This window comes from Tabrizicola sp. T46 (assembly GCF_057219895.1).
The window spans coordinates 104,887-120,039 of the sequence record NZ_JBXVVV010000006.1; the positions used below are offsets into that span (position 1 = coordinate 104,887).

Annotated in this window: 10 protein-coding genes and 1 pseudogene; 2 read left to right on the plus strand and 9 right to left on the minus strand. The window is 60.7% G+C overall.

What is annotated here, in order from left to right:
• Positions 1-20: 20 nt before the first annotated feature.
• The 8 genes from AC2D9V_RS17490 to AC2D9V_RS17525 all read right to left on the minus strand — a co-directional run bounded on the left by AC2D9V_RS17490 (position 21) and on the right by AC2D9V_RS17525 (position 12,191).
• Positions 21-1,670 (minus strand): hypothetical protein, encoded by a 1,650-nt coding sequence (locus AC2D9V_RS17490; RefSeq protein WP_484715370.1) that lies wholly within the window; start codon positions 1,668-1,670, stop codon positions 21-23.
• Positions 1,671-2,584: 914 nt separating this feature from the next.
• Positions 2,585-4,183, minus strand: a complete 1,599-nt coding sequence (locus AC2D9V_RS17495) for a hypothetical protein (protein WP_484715371.1) — start codon at positions 4,181-4,183, stop codon at positions 2,585-2,587.
• A gap of 39 nt (positions 4,184-4,222) precedes the next feature.
• Positions 4,223-4,960, minus strand: a complete 738-nt coding sequence (locus tag AC2D9V_RS17500) for an ABC transporter ATP-binding protein (protein ID WP_484715372.1) — start codon at positions 4,958-4,960, stop codon at positions 4,223-4,225.
• Between the two features lie 447 nt (positions 4,961-5,407).
• Complete coding sequence (locus AC2D9V_RS17505) at positions 5,408-7,357, minus strand: DUF3604 domain-containing protein (RefSeq protein ID WP_484715373.1); 1,950 nt, start codon at positions 7,355-7,357, stop codon at positions 5,408-5,410.
• 33 nt (positions 7,358-7,390) lie between these two features.
• Positions 7,391-8,380 (minus strand): HupE/UreJ family protein, encoded by a 990-nt coding sequence (locus tag AC2D9V_RS17510; RefSeq protein WP_484715374.1) that lies wholly within the window; start codon positions 8,378-8,380, stop codon positions 7,391-7,393.
• On the minus strand, positions 8,377-9,267 hold the full coding sequence (locus AC2D9V_RS17515; RefSeq protein ID WP_484715375.1) for a peptidyl-prolyl cis-trans isomerase: 891 nt from the start codon (positions 9,265-9,267) through the stop codon (positions 8,377-8,379). The genes AC2D9V_RS17510 and AC2D9V_RS17515 overlap by 4 nt, the downstream gene beginning before the upstream one ends.
• A gap of 861 nt (positions 9,268-10,128) precedes the next feature.
• Positions 10,129-10,818 carry a Crp/Fnr family transcriptional regulator gene (locus AC2D9V_RS17520; RefSeq protein ID WP_484715376.1) on the minus strand — a complete coding sequence of 230 codons (690 nt, stop codon included), beginning with the start codon at positions 10,816-10,818 and terminating at the stop codon, positions 10,129-10,131.
• 2 nt (positions 10,819-10,820) lie between these two features.
• Positions 10,821-12,191: an autotransporter outer membrane beta-barrel domain-containing protein gene (locus AC2D9V_RS17525; protein WP_484715377.1), complete on the minus strand. Its 1,371-nt coding sequence runs from the start codon at positions 12,189-12,191 to the stop codon at positions 10,821-10,823.
• Positions 12,192-12,352: 161 nt separating this feature from the next.
• On the opposite strand from AC2D9V_RS17525, the gene AC2D9V_RS17530 reads away from it, so the two are divergent.
• On the plus strand, positions 12,353-12,529 hold the full coding sequence (locus AC2D9V_RS17530) for a hypothetical protein (protein WP_484715378.1): 177 nt from the start codon (positions 12,353-12,355) through the stop codon (positions 12,527-12,529).
• Between the two features lie 138 nt (positions 12,530-12,667).
• Positions 12,668-14,578, plus strand: coding sequence for an amidohydrolase (locus AC2D9V_RS17535; protein ID WP_484715379.1), 1,911 nt, complete (start codon positions 12,668-12,670; stop codon positions 14,576-14,578).
• 204 nt (positions 14,579-14,782) lie between these two features.
• Here the strand turns inward: AC2D9V_RS17535 and AC2D9V_RS17540 are convergent.
• Positions 14,783-15,153, minus strand: a pseudogene (locus tag AC2D9V_RS17540) (hypothetical protein); the annotation flags it as partial.

The following is a 15,153-nucleotide window of genomic DNA, read 5'->3' on the forward strand; positions in this document are numbered from 1 at the left end:
AGCCTTCGGTCTGAGGAAGTTCAGAAAAGCCATAAAGCCCAGTGGGGTCGGGTGCCTTCAGCGACTTTAAATCGGCAAATCTCTTGCCGCAACAGAACAAGTCTTGCTTTGAATGCTGACAGACGCGGCTGGTTTCTCGCCAAGGGATACCGCGCTTGGGCAAGGCGTAGCGGTCTCTGATCCGTGTCCCTGGTGATGAAAGCATACCGTCCGAACGTCCCCAGCTTGGCTGGCACCTTGTCCATCAGCCCCTGGATATATTCCGCCCATTTACCTTCTGCCAACGCTGCGTCCACTTCTGTCAGCCCCTCGGAGATCGTTGCGAACTCCCCGGCTTCGACAAGTGGCCAGATCGACATCCGGCGATTGGCATCTTCGAGCGATTTCAGCTCGGTCTCCAGCCGGCGCACTGCGTCCGGGTTGGTTCTCTGGGCGGTGATTTCCGCCTTGATGTCGATCGCCCTCTTCAAGTTCTTCTGATACTTCGTGATCTCCAGAAGCTTCGTCTGGTAGCCCTGATACATGTCCCGGAAGCTCACTCCGTGCATGGCCAGCTGCATCACGTTCGAAGCCAGGTTGGCCATCGGAATGATGATCGACCGCACCACGATGGTCGATTTCACCACTGACACACCAGCCTGGATCGCCTTCTCGGCCGTAGCCAGATAGGTGAAAGCATCCTTGCCCATCACCGCAGTCGCCACCTTCACGAAGGCTTCCTGGTGCTTGTCATCCAGCCGCGAGATCCCGGTCCAGGGATCGGTGATCGACGCTGCCCGGTAACCCACCGCGTTGTTGATCATGTCCTTCCGGATCGGGAAGCCATCAGCCCCGAACACAGACTGGATGTAAGCCCTGAGATCGTTGGGCACCATCTCCCAGCTGTCGATATGGACCTTGTCCTGGCTCTGCGACAGATCAACGAACTCGTCTGCCCGCTTGCCCTTGTCCCGGTCCCAGATGGTCTTCAGGTTGTCGACGAGCTTGCGGTTGAACTCCTGGCCCAGCTCCTCTTCAGCCTGGCGACCAGCCCAGGCACCGAGCATCTCGCCCATATGGGTGTTCCGCTCCAGCGCAGCCAGCGCGTGAGGGGCCATGTGACGCTCATAGGCCACCACATTGCCCTTGGCATCATAGACCGGCAGGAGAGCCTCCACAGGCCCCCTGGTGGCGTTCCGCAAGCGTTGCTGGATGATCCCCAGGTAACGCCCAGAGATCACCCCTGCAGTCGTGCCAGAGATCGTGCGACCGGTGCGAGGATCCACACCCGAAGCCGACTGCTGGACCGTCTGCATGGCACCTTGGGTATATGTGCCGTTGCCCGCCACGGTCGAGAAGTAATACCCTTTTTTACCCGTTTCTACACCGGCGCCCTTATAATCTCCCATCCGGGTGTAACCCCGGGCGATGAGAGCATTGTGCTCGCTGTCGTCCCGCACAACAAGGTCGATCCCATCCCGACGTTCCGAGGGGATGTAGCCCTTGTAGTGGTTGAACTTCGCCGCATCGGTCTGGATCTTCGCCTTCTCGTCCTTGGCGACGGACCAGAGATACCCGGCAAGGAAGTCGATACCTAAAGAACCCCTAAAGAATGAGGGCGAAAATGGAGGGGTATTTCGACCTCGTACTAAGTTGGGAAAGTTGTTCGCCGGCCTTGGAGAAAAGAACATCCGGGAGCATGAAATCTGCCTTGCCGCTACTTTCTACTCCTAAAGGATAAACTGCCCGGAAGGTTCCGCTTACGACCTAAAGAACCCCTCAACATCAAACACCATTCTTTGTGCAAGAAAAAATGCAAGAAAAGGAGAAGATACCGCCAAGAAATAGTAGACTCAAGAGTTCACTTTGTTCAGCTCTGATCGGCGCCAGTAACCTTTCGTATTCGATCAGTTAAATTGGCTCGGCCCAGAAAATTTGCATTGACCATCCGAAAATTAGGTGTATAACGGGGCTCGCCCCACCGGGGCCTTATAGCTCCCGCGCGAAAAATTTCGGTCTCAATTGCACGCTGAACGGTGCAATACACAAAGGAGCAATTTCCCAGCTGTTCCTGAGCTAGTGCTTTCTTCCAGATAATGGGTCGTTACAATTCAGAATTCTATCGGCATCAATATGCACCGACGCAGAGCATCAGACTGGTCGCTTGGACGCCGCGAAAAGACGAGGTCGATACAATCGTCGAATGTACCTACGATGGGGATGACTTCGCATTCATAAAGACTGAATCTAAGGGCTCGATCTCATTGGTTCGGTACAAAGAGAAAACATAGTAGCCGGAACCCTTGCCCCTGAGGATTCGGGTCGAACTTGCTTGGGCCAAAGAAATTTCCTAGACCGCGCTCCCCTCGAATGGCCAGATGACCCTCAGGCGTTGCAGCACAACTGACAAAGAGGGTGGAAAGCGGACTGTCGGTGGTCAGGCAGGGAAATTGCGGCAATTGCAGGGAAGCGAGTTGGCGTGCGCCAAGTCGGACAGCTGGAGGTGTAGTCGGTGAAGGGCCGTGGGCAAGCTGGCAAACCGTACCGTCGGCGGGTAAGTCGGACACGCCCTACAACTTCCCTTGAAGCTCTTTCTTTCGCTGGCTCAGTCGAAAGTCTCTGCGACCACAAACTTTCGGAAGGCATATTGCATCACGACCGTTGCGAGTCCCGCGATCAGGGTCAGCGTCACCCAACTGGCCAGGCCCGGCAGGAACAGCGTGGACCTGAGGGTCGTGAATGTGAATATCCCGACGCCAAAAGCCAGCGTCACCGCGGCGAGGATCACGATCGTCTTCATGATGAACTCGATCAAGGACCGGCCGAGAAACTCGAAGTCTGCCCGCCCCATCGGTATGGGCTTGGCCGGGAAAAGCAGGAAGATCGTGTTCTCGACCGCGTAAAGGAGCAGGGTGAACGGAAGAGCAAAGGCTGCCAGAGCCAGAGCAACAGGCGCACCTAGACGGTCGTAGAAGACGAGGAAGCTGACGATCATCGTCAATGCTACGACATAAGACAGTAGCACCTGAACCACGAGCTGCCCCAGGCAGATTCGCAACGGAGCGATCGGCAGCGTCTTGTAGGTTTCCATCCGGCTGAGGTCGCCACGAAAATCGCAGATCAGCGTGCGCGGAAGCATAAAGCAGAAAAAGAAGAAGATCATCACCAGTCCGCCTTCGCCCGCGACGGATATTCCGGCCATCTTGGCAATGGGTCCGGCGCAGGCCGCACCGAAGATGAATATGGCGATGACCTTCGACGAGTTGCGCATGGCCTTGATGGCTTGACGCCAGGCGATGGGCCCGAGGCCGCCGAGCGCTGGCGCAGTGCGGATCGAAGGAACCTTGCTCCGCTCGGTCGCCCAGAACGATCCGCCTTGCTTCATCCGCTCCCAGCGGTTGCTGAGACGGGTGTGTTCCCCCAACGAAAACTCGGAGGTGTGACGGTCGAGCTTGATGACAGCATAGAGGAGCAGGATGTTGATCAGGATCGCGAGGACGGTCCAGAAAGCCAGATCTGGAAAATGCGCCCGTGTGAGAAAGAGTTCGGTGAAAACGATGAATGGCATCAGGATAATGGTGCCGATCAACGAATGGCGAAGGTCCGACAGAAGGCCGGCCATGCTGTAGTCCGGGGCGATCCAGGCGTGAATCATTGCAGCGAGAGCGAGCGCCAAGACCAGCGCAAGGACGGGCCATTTCAACCGCGCAAGCCGGTTCCCCTGGAACGCCTGCCAGGCCATCCCCAAGGCTGCGCTGTTCAACTGGACAAACAGAAGCGTCAGAAACGCGGCGGTAAAGGCAGCGAGCGCCGAGCCGGTCTGCGATTGGGCAAAGGGTATGATGAGTGCAGCGCTCAGCGCAGCACCTGCAGCATAGGAGATGAATTTGTAAAGAAGCAGGTCACGACGGCTGAACGGTCCGACAAAGAGAAGGTTGATCTCGGTCGACGAAAAATGAAACGACGGCCCCGTTGTGAGCAGCACTGTCAGTAGCGTCATCCCGAACATTCCAAGCGGCATGAATGTCTCGATCTGCGCGCGGATGACCGGTGAATCGAGATTTGCGCCTGCAAAGAGCGATTCAGCCGGGACCGTGTTTCCCGACGCGATCAACAGCCAGACGATCCCGCCAAGAGCAACGAGCAACAGCACGCCACGCAGGCTGATAAGCTGCATCAGCCGCAGGCGAAGCGCGCCGCGCATGCGCATGACAAGAAGACGAAGAAGCGCTGGGTCCATGGTCTAGACGTCCGTCGCCTTGTCTTGCGTGATCGTGAAATAGGCGGCCTCAAGGGCCGAACTGCTATCGGATCCGCCAAACTCGGCGAGGATGTCGCTCATCGTTCCGAACCGGCGGCACTCGCCGAGGTTCAGCACCATGACATGGGTGCAGAGCGTCTCAAAGAGGCCCAGAAGGTGCGAGCTGATGATGATTGCCGCGCCGTTACGGGCGCGCTCGCGGATCGCCTCCTGAATGCCGCGGATACCCTGGGGGTCGAGCCCGGTCAGGGGTTCGTCGAAAAGGATCGCCTTCGGGTCGTGCAGGAAGGCGCAGGCAATCGCCACCTTTTGACGCATGCCGCGTGAGAGGTTGTGAACGAGCGTGTCGCGCTTGTGCGAAAGCTCGAATGACTGAAGAAGCGCCTCTGCAACGTCGTCGAATTTCGCGACTTTGTAAGCGGCGGCCGTGAAAGCCAGGTGTTCCCAGACCGTCAGCGTGTCGAAGAGCCGAGGGTCGTCCGGAATGTAACCGAGGCTTTTCTTGGCTTCGATCGGCTCCTTGACGATGTCATGGTCCGCGATTGTCAGGTGCCCGGACGTCGGCGGAACAATCCCGCACAGGGCACGCAACGTCGTCGTCTTGCCCGCCCCGTTGGGCCCGAGTAGCCCAAGGATCTGTCCGGGAGCCACGGAAAAGCTGAGGTCCTTTACGGCTGTGAAGCCTTTGTATTGCTTGCTGAAGTTCGTGACTGTGATCATCAAGGATTGCTCGACTTATGGTGCACTGCCACATTAGTGCGGCTAATCAGAAATGGAAATCGTCGAAGCCCGCGAGGCACGGTTTCTGATTCACCAGAAGTGGAGCTGATGCATTAGGAACTCGACATCGGTGGGTCGTCGTCACCGGATCGCGGCGCGCGCTTCGTCCGCACTGCGCACCTACGAATTCAGTGTGCTTCGCAAGCGTGCTGAACGTCGGCTTCGACGGACCGCGCGCTCTCATCCTGAGCCAAGGGCCGAAGGTCGGCAAAGGGCGGCAAGCAGACGTTCGCTGCGATCCGTATTGACGGCAGCTTCGAACACAGCGTTCGGCCGGGCCATGGCCCCGGTTCTTGGCCAAACGAGTGTCCAAGCTCTTCCAACCGAATGTGATTGAGCAACGGCAGGGACAATTAGATAACTTTGTCCCTGCGCTTAAAGCTTCCTTTAACCAGCTGGCGTGTACCAGATCGGTGATGTATAGGCCCGCTCGGCGATGGTCATGCGGACGTCATCAGCCGGGGTCTGACCGAAGTACTTTGCGTCAAAGGCGGTCCAGCGCGGCGTAGGGATTTCGATGACGCGGGCATAGTAGAACGCCTTCAGCGAAGGGTCGAACTCCGGGTCGGTCCAGACGGTGATCAGTTCCGGATCGCCAATGGTGTTGGTAAAGCTTGCGTCAGCCACATTCACAGTAGTCCCGACCGACGGAAGCTTGCCGTCCGCACCCGGCTGGCGGGACTCGGCATCGCCCCAGGCCACGTCGTAGACGCGTTCCTGCGCATTGCCATCGGCGTCGATCCAGCCCTTCACGATCTGGACCCGGTCAAGATTGGCCCCAATCGGGTCTTTCAGTGCGGCGACGAGGAAGCTTGGAGCCTTGCCCTCAGGCGCGTTCACGAGGTCGCCGCCCATCGGCACGCCTTTGGCATAGCCAACCTGAGCAGGGCGCCGAGTGTCTGCATCTTCGGCTACGAAGTCCCAACCGCCGAAGAACCGCACATTGATGCGGCTGCCGGTGGTGGCATAGGTTTCCTTGCGCTCCATCGCGTCAAAGATCGAGGCGCGCGTATTCTCGGTCGCCCAGACGACAGCAAGACCGGCGGCGCCGACTTCCCATTCTTTGACTGTGGCAATTGGTGTTTTGACGAAATCCTTGGCAATCCTCTCCGGCCCGGGCTCCATCGACACGGTCTTGCCGAAAAAGTTGTCCTCCTCGAAGGACGAAAAGCCAAGATGGCTGTCGGTCGATCCGACCATGCCAAACTTGTAGGGGTTCACGCCAAACTGCGTTTCCAGCTTCATCCCGTTTAGCAGGGCAGAGCGGGCATACTCGAACTCGAGCATGTCCGGCGTTTTTGCCGTTGTCATGACCAGATTGCCCTTGTCCCAGATCTCGAAATCGGCGAACTCGTCGTTCGGCGAGAGGTTCGGATGCGCCTCGCCCGTCCCCTTGGTCTGGGTCACCTCGTAGATCTTTTCCCACTTCGCGCGTTCGGCGACATATTCAGCATCTATCGGCTTGCCAAACTGCTCGATGGTCGGGAACATCAGGCCGTTGGACAGGTTGCCGTTGTGCGCGATGGCCAAAACGTCACCACCGGTCTTGTCTTCGTAGGCGCCCATCCATTTCCACAGATCTACGGGGTCCTGGCTGCCCATTGGCGGCAAGGTGACCATTGGGTCCATCTGGACCGCAAGATCGCCGCCATCGCGGTAGATCACGTTGCGGTGCAGGTTGTCGCCGGTGCCGACTTGAGACGTCCATTCATAGCCGATCATCGCGGTGAAGCGTCCGGGCTCGTTCGCTTCCTCGGCAGCGGCAATGATGTCCTTCCAGGTATCGCGGTACAGCTTGGTGCCGGGCAGAGACATGATGTCGGTCGGGAAAGTGCCGGTCGAGAAGGCGGTGATGATCTGGACTGCTGCTTCAGCGCCTTTGCCGGCTTTGAACAGGTCGTACCAGCCCTTCGCCGTGGCGTTGGCAAGAATGTTTGGGTTTCCGGCAGCGAACTCGGCGAAGAACCCCATGTTGTCCGAATGGTCGGTGACCACCGTGAAATCCAGCGGCCGGGCAATGCGGACGGGTTGGCCAGTGTTCGAGACGATCTCTTCGCCCTTTGCATAGCGGTAGGCATCGCGCGGTCCAAGGATGGCCCCGAAGGTACCCGCGTCAAACGACAGGGTCGTATGCAGGTGCGTCTCGCCGAACAGCGGCCGGTCCGGAAAGTTACGCCCGGCATTGGGAGAATAGGGCGGCGTCTTGTTCTGGACATCCAGCCCAGAAGGATCATGACCGTGCGTGTCGACGATATCGCCCTGGGCAAAGGCAGGCAAAGTGCCCGGGCTTATGGCGAGTGCGGCAAGTGCGAGTGTCCGGAGTGTCTTCGATGTCATGGTCGTCTCCTTTCGAGGCGTAGTGCAGTTTACTCATGCAGTCAGGATCCGTTCCAATGTCCAGAACGCGGCAACGGTGCCGATGGCATAGGCCGGGACTTGCTCCAGCCAGTTCGGCAGGGTTCTGGAAAAGATGCGCCTACCCACGGCTATCAGCACGAGGACGACCGCGACAAAGGCCAGTTGCCCCGCTTCGACGCCCAGGTTGAACGCTAGCAGCGCAAGAGGAATGTCCCCCTGTGGCAGGCCGATCTCGCGAAGCGCGCCGGCAAAGCCCAGCCCGTGCAACAGCCCGAAGATGAAGGCCACAAGCCATGGCGCGCGTGAGGTCAATCCCGGCTGCCCCTGCCGCAACAGCAGAAGCTCGCGGGCGAGGAAGACGATGCTGAGGGCGATGGCGGCCTCGACCGGGGCTTGCGACACCCGCACGAGACCAAGGGTTGAGAGCGCAAGGGTGATGCTGTGTGCCACCGTGAAGGCGGTGATGGTCTTCACCAACCGCCAGCCCCCGCCCACGAGCAGCGTCAGGCCAAGGACGAAGATCAGATGGTCGATCCCGGCTAGGATGTGGTCAAAGCCAAGGCGCAAGTATTCCGCCCCAACGGTAAAGGCGCTGCGCGGACCTACAACGGTCACGGAGGGCGACGCCGGGCGCAGAAGTTGGGTCTGGCTGGTGCCGTCGACGAACTCGACCCGCACTAGAACTTCAGCGCTGGTCTCGGGTAGCCGGTTGATCGTGACCGTCTTGCCGATCAGTCCCGTCTCAGCGCAGTCCAGCAGCATCCGCGTTATGTTTGCGCCCGGCAAGTCGGTTTCGTTGGTAACCGTAGGCGCGCACCCCTCTGGCCAGCCCACGGTAAAGCCGATGACATACTCCCCGCGCATCGGCCGCTTCCAGACAACCTCATACCGACCAACGGACAGCTCGCGGACATCAAGGAAGGCCGGGCGTGCTTCATGCGCCGCCAGCGGGATCGCAAGGCCGAAGATCGCGAAGATCGTCAGAACCAGCCAGCGCATCATGAACCATCCCCGACATCCTGAGCTGCTGAGGCAGGGGGCTCGACAACCACCTCGTAGCGGTCCAGCAGCTTGAGAAAGATCGCCTCGTTGGCGGCCACGCGCTGCTCGTACACCCAATCGTCTTTCACGCGCTGCCGCACGGCCTCGAACGCGATGGGTCCACCAGAGATCCTTTCGGAGACCCATACCAGGTGCAGCCCATAGCCTGAGGGGATCGGGCCGGACCAGCGTCCGGCCTCCTGTCGCAAAAGCGAGGCCGCAAAGTCCGGGCCGAACAAAGCTTCGACCTCGACGGCACTTATCTTCTCGAATCCAGAAGGCAAGGACGTGGCATCCCCAAGCAGGTCTGCGCCCTCTGGCCCCGTTGCCGATTGCAGATCAGCCAGCGCCTGTGCCGCGTCAGCCTCGGCCGCAGCGCCACGCCGATCCGTGCTGAACAGGATGTGGCTGAAAGACACCTGGGCGGACTGTGCGTAACGGTCGGGCCGAGCGTTGTAATAGGCAAGCAGCGTCGCCTCGTCCGGGTCTGCATCATAGGCCAGGTCCTGGGTGACAAACTCGTATTTCTGCCGCAGATGGCGACGGATCACCACGTCGTCGCGGTCAAGCCCGAGCGCCAACGCCTCGCGGTACAGCACCTGCTCGCGGATCGCTTCCCGGACCAGTCCGGCGAGTTCGTCTTCGCTTGGCGGGCGTTGCCAGCGTTGCGTCCAGGCCACCGCCATCAGGTCGACCTCAGCCGCCGATATCACGATCCGGCTGTCATCGGCGACTTGTTCTGAAGCATTTGGTTCTGAGAGAACGACGAACAGCATCCCGGCCAGAACCGCGAAATGAACAAGCGGCTCACGCACAAATCGTCCCAGAACTGTGGTGATGGATTTCATGTCTCGATTGGCCACACTTTTCAGGTCTTGCTGCATTGCTGTCAGACTGGACATCCGGCAGGCCACACGGGCCAGACCAAATCTACGCTAACCCTTTACATGGGCATTTCCGGTCAGGCCGAGTGTTGCTGGCGCCGCGATCATTCTTGCGGAAAACGACATTTCAGCTCCTTCGGATCGGCACCACGGGAATAGAAACAGGCAGATTTGTTCAAGATTGCGAAGGTGGCCGAGTCGCGACCTGCAGCTATCAATACCAGAACCGGCCGCGACCACATTGATCTGTCGCAAGGCGCGGTCGCCGACCTGCGCTGCCCCGCGCCTTGTCTACATCAGGTCAGCACACAGCAACTGTCACAGCACAGCACAGCACAGCGCCGTACCTTTCGCCGAGTGGCGCCGGCAACACTTACCGGGGTCAACGGGCGACCGACAACCGAGAAGGCGGGGAGGCCAATGCCGAGTTTGCCTGTAACTGTAAAGCTGGCGCCAGTCTCTAATGCTCCTGCCGCCAGGGCAAACATTGCACACGTCATGGCGAAACGTTTCAGCATTTCAGTTTTCTCCCTGCGGAACAAAGATCCTTGCAACCTCTCCGAGGTCGGGAATGTCCGTGATCTCTGCCCTGGTCGCTCCTGCCGGAGCCGCAATGTCGAAAGCGGCTTCGACCTCGCCGCCTCCAGTATTCCGAGATGGCGAAAGAGACGCGCCAAGATTCCGGAAAGCAGACTTTGACAACCATCGTGCCGATCGTCTGCAAAGGGCCGATAGCTCCGACGCCGCGTTCGACACAAAGGGCGGGTAGTGGTCGTTCGCTGCGATCCGCCGTCCAGTCGGCATCGCAGACTTTCCGGACTCCCTTCAATCGCGAAGCCATGCCCTCATGCTATCTGCGTCGGTCAGGATAATCCGACCGTATGAGGCGGTGAGCCACCCCCGTTCCTCCATACGTTTCAGCGCGCGGTTTACCTGCTGGCGTCCGGCATTGGCGAGTTCTCCAAGCTGGGTCTGGGTCACGTTTACCTCGACGGGTTCATCGGAGTGAAAGTCTTCGACCGGCGGCGCGACCCGGAGGATGGTCGCTGCAATTCGCCGGTCGGGTTCGCGGATCTGGAGCGTCGCTATGACGGACACCGAGACGGCGACGGCGAAGTCGCTCATCGCGAAGATCGCGCGCGTCTGCTCTGGATTGGACCTCAGGATGTCCTCCAGAGCGGCCAAGGTAACGTGGTAGAGGTCGGTCGGTTCGAGCAGCGAGAAGGTCATCGTCCTACGCTGGCCAGAGAAGAGAGGGCCGTATCCGAACCACGTGCCGGAGCGCAGGACGTGCGTCAGCGGAACCTCGCCCGTGAAGGACGGAATATGGACACCGACACCGCCGTTCACGACGCCGTAGATGCCGCCGGGGTTGTCGCCGGCATGGAAGACGAACTCCCCTGCAGGGCACGACATGAGCCGTGCCTTACTCAGGATTGCAGATTGCAGCGGGGGCGTTTGCGCGGCGAGCCAGCCGCGCAGCAGAATGCTCTTTTCGGCCGCAGCCCGGTCCATGGTCAGAACCTCAAGGCGTAGGCGAGGGTCGCCTCGATTCCACCAAGGTCGTTGCCATCACCCATGTAGTCAAGCGACAGGTCTAAGCGCCCGCCGTTGGGCGAAAGAGCGGTGAGGCCGGCACCGAAGTTGATTGTCACGGCCTCCGTCTCCTCGATCTCAAGCGTCCCGGAATAGACGGCACCGTCCTCGGGTCGTGCGAGCCAGGCTTCTATGCCGAAACGGGCTGCGGGGATCAGGATCGTGCCATCGGCAAGCGGCTCGAGCTTGTGACGCAGTTCGGTCGCAAGGCTGAGAAGTGCGACAGTGTCCGATCCACCCGCAACTTCGAAAGACCCCGAAGGTCCCGCGTAGGCGTGCCCGTCAAAGTCATCGTGCGACAGGAAAAGCGACAGCCGAGGTAATGCCTCCATCTTGCCAAGGGCATGGCGGCCGGTCGCGTTCAGCGACAGGAAGACGCGGGAGGCATAGTAGTTGCTGTCAAGGTCAAGGATGCCGGTTTCGACATTGCGCGACGCATAGCCCAGCCAAGCGTCAAGAAGGAGGTCTTGGCGCGGGCGCCACGCGACGTAGGGGCCGAGGACGACACCGTCGAAATCAGCAGACACGGCCGCATCGAAAGCGTCGGTGCTGGCGGTTTCCATACCTAACGCGAAGCCCAGAATGAGGTCAGGCCGTTGAACCATGTCGGCTCCAAGCGTCAGCATGGACCAGCGTCCGCTGCCGTCGCGGCCTTCCCGGTCGTCGTCGTAGGAGAGGCTCTCGGCCTGCGCCCAGACGCGCTTTCCCGACTTAGGCGCAATGGTTCCCGATGAAGGCAGTCCCCATGCCTGTAGCCTTTCCGTTATGGAGTAAGGCCGAAGAAAGGCCGGGCTGGTGGTCGTGCCAAGCAAGGCCGGCTCGTTTCCATCAGGTGATCCCCCGCCCGATCCGCCGCCTCCGCCTCCGGGAGGAAGGACGAGCCCGCCCTCCTGAAATGCCGTGGCAATGGCGCAGTCGCCCTGCGTTTGTTCGTAAAGTGTGTGACTTCCTTCCGCGCCGGCCGCGACGAAGCCCGAGGTTGATAGCCTGAGGCCGGGCGGGTCGGGAAAGCTGAAGGCGTCCACTACGGTTCCGGTTGCATCGTGCCGAAGTTCAAGTGCATCGCCGAAGCCGAAGGGGGGCGGCCGGATCGCGGTCAGGAAGAAGACGGCCGTCGCGTCCGCGTTCCTGCCGAGGAAGGCAAGCCCGCCGTATGACCCGCAGGGTGCGTCACTTCCCGATTGGGCGACAACGGGCAGCGCAAGACCGACGGCGACCAGGAACCCGGCGCTGAACGCCCGGTGGGGCTTGAGGCCAATCGGATTGGTCGAGGAGAAGATCAAGGTGTGCAATGATCGGCCGTTAAGTTGTCGAAGGTTTCCTTTGCACCCTAACGAGATTCTTTCTCGAGATTATCCCGGTTGCGACAATTCCAGCTGTCGAGATCGTCTAGTCTGAACTGTCGGCTTCGATCGCGCCGGCTGTCAGGTCGCTATTCTTGGCGGAGTTGCACATGGCTGGAACGCTTCACCCTGATCGCCGGACAATTTTCAAGGCGCTTCTGACCACGACGGCATTGGCACTCTCGGGCGCGGCCTGGGCGCAGGAAGCCCCTGCCATGCCGCCCGCAGTTCTTTCGGGCGATGGCTGCAATGCTCAAGAAGCACGTTACGGCGGCCCGAACTGGTGAATGAAGAGTGCGAAGGGCAGGTCAGTCTGCTCAAGCAGGCAATGTCGGCCCAAGAGATCGAGAAACAAAGGCACAGAGGATCCAAAGAAGATGTTGTCCAATCGAAAACCTTCACGGCGGGCTTTCCTGCTTCTGTCCATGGCAACTTTCGCGGTGCCAGTCGTTCGCGCCTGGCCAAGTCACGCTCAGGAAGGGCCGGCGGACCGCATCTTCATCGGCGGCCCGGTCCTCACGATGAACGACGCCCAGCCGAGGGCCGAGGCGGTTGCGGTGAAGGACGGCAAGATCATCGCCGTCGGGACCCTGGACGAGATCATGGCGCTGAAGGGCGAGGCGACCGAGGTGACCGAGCTTGACGGCCGCGCGCTGCTGCCCGGGTTCTTCGATGCGCATGGCCATGTCTTCGTCGGCGGGATCCAGGCGCTGACCGCCAATATGCTGGCTCCGCCCGACGGCGACGTGACCGACATCGCCAGCCTGCAGAAGGTCTTGCGCGACTGGATCGCCGCCAATGAGGAGACGGTGAAGAAGACCGGTCTTGTCATGGGCTTCGGCTTCGACAAGTCGACGATGGCAGAACTGCGCAACCCGAACCGGGCCGACCTTGACGCGATCTCGACCGAGTATCCGATCTACCTCATCCACCAGTCGGGCCACCTGGGCGCGGCAAACTCCAAGGCCCTGGAGATCGCCGGCATCACCCGCGACTCCGTCGCTCCGCCCGGCGGGGTGATCGAGTTCGACGCCAATGGCGAGCCGACCGGGGTGCTTGAAGAGAACGCGCACAACATGGCCTGGTTCGCGCTGATGGCAAAGGTCGACCGCGAGGGGATGAAGACCATCGCGCGTGCGGGCAGCGAGCTTTGGGCGAAGTACGGCTACACCACCGCCGAGGAAGGCCGCTCGCTTCCCGTTCAGGCCGACATCATGCGCGAGGTCGGCGCGGAGGGCGGCTTTAAGATCGACGTCCTGACCTATGTCGACGTGCTTCTGGCGCGGGACTACATCAAGGAGAACGTCTCGCAGGACTACGATAACCGGTTCCGCGTTGCCGGGGCCAAGCTTACCATTGACGGCTCGCCACAGGGTTTCACCGCGTTCCGCGACCGGCCCTATTACGATCCGGTCGGCAACTACCCGCCCGGCTATCGCGGCTATGCCTCGGCCAGCCAGGAACAGACCGTCGATGCGATCGACTGGGCCTTTGCCAACGGGATCCAGATCATCACCCATGCAAATGGCGAATCCGCGCAGGACATGCTGATCGCCGGGCTTGATGCGGCAACCACCAAGCATGGTGCCGACCCGGAGCGCCGCCCGGTCCTGATCCACGGCCAGTTCACCCGGCTGGATCAGGTAGAATCCTACAACCGGCTGAACGTCACGCCGTCGCTCTTTCCGATGCACACCTTCTACTGGGGCGACTGGCACCGCGACCACACCGTCGGCCCGGCGCTGGCCGACAATATCTCGCCCACCCGCTGGGTGGCCGAGCGCGGTATGAAGTTCTCGTCGCACACTGATGCACCGGTGGCCTTCCCCGATTCGATGCGCGTCCTTGATGCCACGGTCACACGCCGGTCGCGGTCGGGTGACATCATCGGCCCGGACCAGCGGGTTGACGTGATGACCGCGCTGAAGGCGATGACGATATGGCCGGCCTGGCACCATTTCGAGGAGGACACCAAGGGGTCGATCGAGGTGGGCAAGCTGGCCGATCTGGTGATCCTGTCGGCCGACCCTACCGCCGTCGACCCCGAGACGCTGGACACGCTGACCGTCGCCCTGACGATCAAGGAAGGCACCACCGTCTACGAGGCGGGGGAAAAGGAAGGCCGGCTGGAGTATTTCCCGCCGCTGGACCGGGCCGATCCCTTTGCCGGCTTCCTGATGCAGGCCGCGGCCAAGTACGAGGCGGGCGACTTCTACATCAAGCGCGGCATGCGGATGCCCGCAGGAATGATCTCCAACCACAATTCGCTGTGCGTCGCGCGGTTCCTGACTGCGATCATCGGGGCGGATACCTTGCCGGCCAGTGACGTGTACTGAGAGCACCCGGTGCCTCTTGAAGGGGCGGCGCGATCAGGGAATGGATCGCGCCGCCAAGGTGCTGCCAAATGTCCGGTGCGCTGGCTCTGCAGCATACGACGACCGAGGCCGAGACATGGTCAGGTGATGCCCGACGATCGCGCAGGCAGGACTTCCAGTTCCTGATGGGCCGTTCCAAGGCCCGCGGGTCGGCGCAGACTGCACTTACGCCTGCGCTGCCCATTCAGCCGCCACGGCCCAACCCAGAGTATTTGTCGAACAGCAACCCAACGAGGCTCTGCTGGAGACCGACGGAGCCGAACAGGACACGCTTGTTGGTGACGCACAGCAGTTGCACCCGCCGAACGTGCCGCGCATGGCAACCGGCGCGACGGTAGAGAGCGCATAAAGCGGCGCGGGCGCGGGGGACGCCGGCGGGCCGAAGAGGGATGCCTTTTGGACCTCCACGGCCGATACTGCCGGGAAGACCCGCCCTTCCAGCACTGTGCCCCAGACCTTGACATCCTTGATCGCCTCGGGGGCGACGGAGAGGGGATCATCTTCAAGGATGGTGAAGTTAGCGAGCTTCCCGGGGG

Excerpts from the sequence above, each read along its gene's own strand:
- AC2D9V_RS17505 (WP_484715373.1), bottom strand. The coding sequence starts at position 7,357 with ATGACATCGAAGACACTCCGGACACTCGCACTTGCCGCACTCGCCATA.
- AC2D9V_RS17510 (WP_484715374.1), bottom strand. The coding sequence starts at position 8,380 with ATGATGCGCTGGCTGGTTCTGACGATCTTCGCGATCTTCGGCCTTGCG.
- AC2D9V_RS17490 (WP_484715370.1), bottom strand. The coding sequence starts at position 1,670 with ATGTTCTTTTCTCCAAGGCCGGCGAACAACTTTCCCAACTTAGTACGA.
- AC2D9V_RS17520 (WP_484715376.1), bottom strand. The coding sequence starts at position 10,818 with ATGGACCGGGCTGCGGCCGAAAAGAGCATTCTGCTGCGCGGCTGGCTC.
- AC2D9V_RS17515 (WP_484715375.1), bottom strand. The coding sequence starts at position 9,267 with ATGAAATCCATCACCACAGTTCTGGGACGATTTGTGCGTGAGCCGCTT.
- AC2D9V_RS17530 (WP_484715378.1), top strand. The coding sequence starts at position 12,353 with ATGGCTGGAACGCTTCACCCTGATCGCCGGACAATTTTCAAGGCGCTT.
- AC2D9V_RS17535 (WP_484715379.1), top strand. The coding sequence starts at position 12,668 with ATGGCAACTTTCGCGGTGCCAGTCGTTCGCGCCTGGCCAAGTCACGCT.
- AC2D9V_RS17495 (WP_484715371.1), bottom strand. The coding sequence starts at position 4,183 with ATGCGCGGCGCGCTTCGCCTGCGGCTGATGCAGCTTATCAGCCTGCGT.
- AC2D9V_RS17500 (WP_484715372.1), bottom strand. The coding sequence starts at position 4,960 with ATGATCACAGTCACGAACTTCAGCAAGCAATACAAAGGCTTCACAGCC.